At 42.1% G+C, this 3,435-nt stretch carries 5 protein-coding genes; 4 read left to right on the top strand and 1 reads right to left on the bottom strand.

The window, feature by feature from the left end; genetic code table 11:
* Positions 1 to 280 precede the first annotated feature (280 nt).
* The gene (locus H6F74_RS28995) at positions 281 to 427 is read right to left on the bottom strand and encodes a hypothetical protein (RefSeq protein WP_190445572.1); all 147 of its coding nucleotides are present in this window, start codon (positions 425 to 427) and stop codon (positions 281 to 283) included.
* Between the two features lie 77 nt (positions 428 to 504).
* Between H6F74_RS28995 and H6F74_RS28990 the strand changes: the two genes are divergently transcribed.
* The 4 genes from H6F74_RS28990 (at position 505) to H6F74_RS28975 (ending at position 3,346) form a co-directional block, all read left to right on the top strand.
* Entirely contained in the window at positions 505 to 834 is a 330-nt protein-coding gene (locus H6F74_RS28990; RefSeq protein WP_190445570.1) for a DUF6883 domain-containing protein, read from the top strand.
* A complete protein-coding gene (locus tag H6F74_RS28985) occupies positions 834 to 1,160 on the top strand; it encodes a DUF4926 domain-containing protein (RefSeq protein ID WP_190445568.1) in 327 nt (108 codons plus the stop codon). The genes H6F74_RS28990 and H6F74_RS28985 overlap by 1 nt, the downstream gene beginning before the upstream one ends.
* 202 nt (positions 1,161 to 1,362) lie before the next feature.
* Complete coding sequence (locus H6F74_RS28980) at positions 1,363 to 2,085, top strand: hypothetical protein (protein WP_190445567.1); 723 nt, start codon at positions 1,363 to 1,365, stop codon at positions 2,083 to 2,085.
* A gap of 13 nt (positions 2,086 to 2,098) precedes the next feature.
* Positions 2,099 to 3,346 carry a glycosyltransferase family 4 protein gene (locus H6F74_RS28975; protein WP_190445565.1) on the top strand — a complete coding sequence of 416 codons (1,248 nt, stop codon included), beginning with the start codon at positions 2,099 to 2,101 and terminating at the stop codon, positions 3,344 to 3,346.
* The last annotated feature ends 89 nt before the right edge of the window (positions 3,347 to 3,435 follow it).

Genomic DNA, 3,435 nt, shown 5'->3' with positions numbered 1-3,435 from the left:
ACCCACATGGGCAAACGCGAAAGCTAAGAACATCGGAAGCCGGATGCACCGAAAGGGGCACGTCCGGATTTAACTGGGAGGGGCGGGAGATAATACTCCCCCTCGACCCAACCCCAGCTAACTCCCGATGAAATTACTGAATTAGATGCGATCGCAGAGTTAGACCGCATTTTTACTAAAATTAACGCGATGCTTGCTGCTCAAAATGCCAATCATTGATGAGGTCAAGCAGGCTATCGGAGAACGAGCCAACCTTAGGTGATCCGTGCCAGTTTTGAAGTTATGTTGTTGCTAGACAGCTAATGCCGTTAATCAAGAAAAATACTTCGCACAAATAGCTTTCTGGTAGATAGTCATATCCACAAAAAGTAACCGACAGCGATCGCGCTTTACGCCACTTTGCGATCGCTACCAAAACCCTGATCATCTCAAACAGCTAGACGACCAGCGTCCCAAAGTAAAATGTAGTCAACAACCCCTACCCCTAATTCATCCCATGAACTAATGGTCTTCTTAGCGCAGGAGGCAATAATCGCAGAAGAAAAGTTAACCAAGTACCTGCTTGTGCCATTGCCGAAAGATGATAAATCCCAATTTCTTGCCAGGGCTGGGTACACAGTGGATAATTGGCAGCAACTTGAACAAGACCTACGCACTCAAGTCTTAACTCAACCTGCCGAACAGATTGAAGTTAATCGCTATGGCGAGAAATATGCCATTCGTGCGTGTCTGCGAGGAATAAATGGGGTTGAACTCAATATCCTGACCATTTGGATGGTTGCAAATGGTACGACTAAATTTGTCACCTTAGTGCCAGATAAAGGAGCCAATTGATGAAGGTACAGCACCCTCTCTTTTCCCAAGTTGCCCTGGCTCAGAATTTACCAGAACACGGTCTGAAGCGGGGCGATATTGGGACAATTGTGGAACATTACCCCATGCCTGAAGGGGAGGAAGACGGGTATAGCTTGGAAGGGTTTGATCTACCTCAGGTGACGCTGGAAGTCGCCGCCTCGCAAATTATCCCTGTCGCTCAGTGGCAGCAGGAAGAAATGATTGTAGGCAAATTACGTCAGCTATCAAAATCGAGGCGGCTGCAATTGGAAGACTATCTAGATTTTCTCTTGCAAAAAGAGCAGTCAGAGAATGTGAGTGTTTAAGGCGCTTCGCGCACACCTAGCGATCGCATTCATCAACGCTTGAGAGAGAACCTTAGAAGCTTTGATCAGTAGATGAGTTGGTCTGACGATTCACCTATTAGACTATTAGACTATGATGTTGTTGGCATTAATCTGTACGAGTGAGCGAAATCGTCAGACAACTGTACTGAATTCCACTACAACCCTATTGGCTTCAGGCTCAATGTCTCCATCAGTTATTGAAAACTTTGTAGTTGGGATAGTAACAAGCATTGTAACAGCCCTTGCTGTTTGGCTATGGGAAAAGGTACGCAAATCCAGAATCCTAAATCGAAGGGCTGCCTTTTTTGGTCTTTTACCCAAGGAAACATGCCTTGCAGTAATGAATCATAATCCTAAAAGCCCGAATACAATGTCTCATTCAGACGTGCAGACATTGATTGAAGTTGTTAGGCTTGTCGATGAAATTGGCTCCAAATTAATAATTGCTCCCTTCGATGAAATACTGGAACCTGCTGGAGGAACGACTGAATTTTGTATAGGTGGCCCAGACTCCAATCAGAGAACCAGAGTGCATTTAGAAAATTTTCTTAAGGGGATTCATCTGAAACCCTACGAGCCAGGCGATCCTGATAATATTGCAATTGTTACCAAAAACGAAAAATTTAGGTATGAGAAAAACAAGAGCGAGTATGCTGTTTTAGCAAGACTCTATCCTAGTTATACTTCTCATCCTGTGATTTTAATTTGTGGACAGACAGGGAGAACTAATCAGGGAGCTATTCACTATTTAATTCAAAATTATGATGATTCTTTGAGAAAAAAATTTGGAAATAAAAAACAGTTTTGCCTAATCATTACATTACAGTCGCCTGCAACATACGGATACAAATCTGCAAGACTAGAGAAAGATTTGACAGATACAGCGTTTATTCCATTTGCATAGTAAATTTCTGACTATGAGCGAATGTATTGTTTTTTTCGCGACGGCTTGGGGGCCACATTACGGAGGGATTAATTCTTTCAACTACGATCTCTGTAAAGCTTTGGCTAAATTGACTGCTCCCAGCGTAAGCGTTGTTTGCATTGTTGAAGATGACATTGTTGAAGATGAGGATGAAGGTAAAGATAAGCCATCTGGTCTAGAACTTTGGAGCTTACCTTCTGTGAAAAGATCGAAACAAGATATAGACAATGTTGTAGATAAACTTAAAAGTCGCCAGCTAACTGCTGTATATGTAATAGGGCATGACGTACACACTGGATCAAGAGCAATTGCAGTATCGAAGCATCTTAGCGTTCCAGTCGCCATATTTCATCACATGGATTACAGGGCATACAAGCCCTTCCAAGGCAAAAATGATAGAAAACAGCTTGATCATCAAAAGAATATTCTGAAAGAAGCTAATATTGTCTTTGCTATCGGCCCTAAATTGGAAAAGACTGCAAAAGACAAGATTCGTGGAAGGGAAGAAGCAGTCAGTGTCATAAAAGTTCAGCCAGGTCTAGCAGAGATAGAGCCAGTAGAAATGCCATCCTGCTTCTCAGCAATTACTTTTGGACGGGTTAATCGAGAAAACACCTTACTGAAACAGATAAATTTAGCTGTAGCTAGTTTTGGGAGAGCAGCAGGAAACAAGGCAAATCCACTTGGAGAAGATCCTGGCATTGTAGTGATTGGATTGTCTAGAGAGGAGCTAGATACAGAGTATCAGTTGCTCAAATCGCTAGTGGAAGAACATGCGCGAAGAGCCGTATCAATTTATGGTTGGTCATATGATAACAATCGAGACAACCTTTTTGAGGAGCTTAAAGGACATAGTGTTTGCATGATGCTTTCTATTTACGAGGCTTTTGGTCTTGTTGGACTAGAAGCAATAAGTGCTGGAGTCCCGTTGATTCTTTCAACGAATACTGGTTTATATAAGGCAATAACTCAACCTCCTCCTGACGGACTAGGAATAACCTATCCGTATCCAGTTGAAATTTCAGGATCATTGAACGAAGACACGCTGCCACATAGCGATATTGAAGAAGTTGTAAAACATCTCTATGCAATAGCCACTAACAAAGATGAAGCAAAGAGAAAGGCTAGAGAACTTAGAGAAAAGTTATATGAATCTTGGACATGGGAAAACGCAGCTCGCCAAGTTTTTGCAGGACTTGAAGATAGATTAAAATCTGGCTCTACCGAACATAGTATGTAAAATAAACTGAAACTAGCTGGCAAAATGCCAAGTCAGAAAACTTCTTAATTTGAAATTGTTGAAGTTTCTAAACCCATAACCTCTTCGTT

It is taken from the genome of Trichocoleus sp. FACHB-90 (assembly GCF_014695505.1).
Lineage (GTDB): Bacteria > Cyanobacteriota > Cyanobacteriia > Cyanobacteriales > FACHB-T130 > Funiculus > Funiculus sociatus.
The sequence above is the reverse complement of the archived record's forward strand: the minus strand, read 5'-3'. Positions and strand labels throughout refer to the sequence as shown.